This is a genomic window from Prevotella sp. Sow4_E9_plate (assembly GCF_052116205.1).
Taxonomy (GTDB): domain Bacteria; phylum Bacteroidota; class Bacteroidia; order Bacteroidales; family Bacteroidaceae; genus Prevotella.
The window spans coordinates 1-368 of record NZ_JBQKLN010000160.1 but is presented as its reverse complement, the minus strand read 5'-3'; the positions used below and the strand labels follow the sequence as shown (position 1 = coordinate 368).

The window sequence follows — 368 nt, the reverse complement described above, 5'->3', positions numbered from 1 at the left end:
TGGATGTCTTCCTATATCTCGACCAGGAAGAGCGTCTCATAGCAACCACCGAAACCCCTTTGGCAAAGGTGGGCGACTTCGCCTATCTCGAAGTAAAATGGGTCAACGAATACGGAGCCTTCCTGGGCTGGGGACTGATGAAGGACATCTTCTGTCCATTCCGCGAGCAGAAGAAGCGCATGGTGCTCGGCAACTCCTACATCGTGCATATCCACATCGACGAGGAGAGCTATCGCATCGTTGCCTCTGCCAAGATAGAGCGTTATCTCAACGAAGACCATCCTCACTACAAGCATGGTGATGAGGTGGATCTCCTCATCTGGCAGAAGACCGACCTCGGCTTCAAGGTTATCATCGACAACCAGTAT

1 pseudogene is annotated in these 368 nt (G+C 51.9%); it reads left to right on the top strand.

The features are described 5' to 3' along the window. Nucleotides 1-368: pseudogene (locus ACTQ53_RS17690) on the top strand (GntR family transcriptional regulator); the annotation flags it as partial.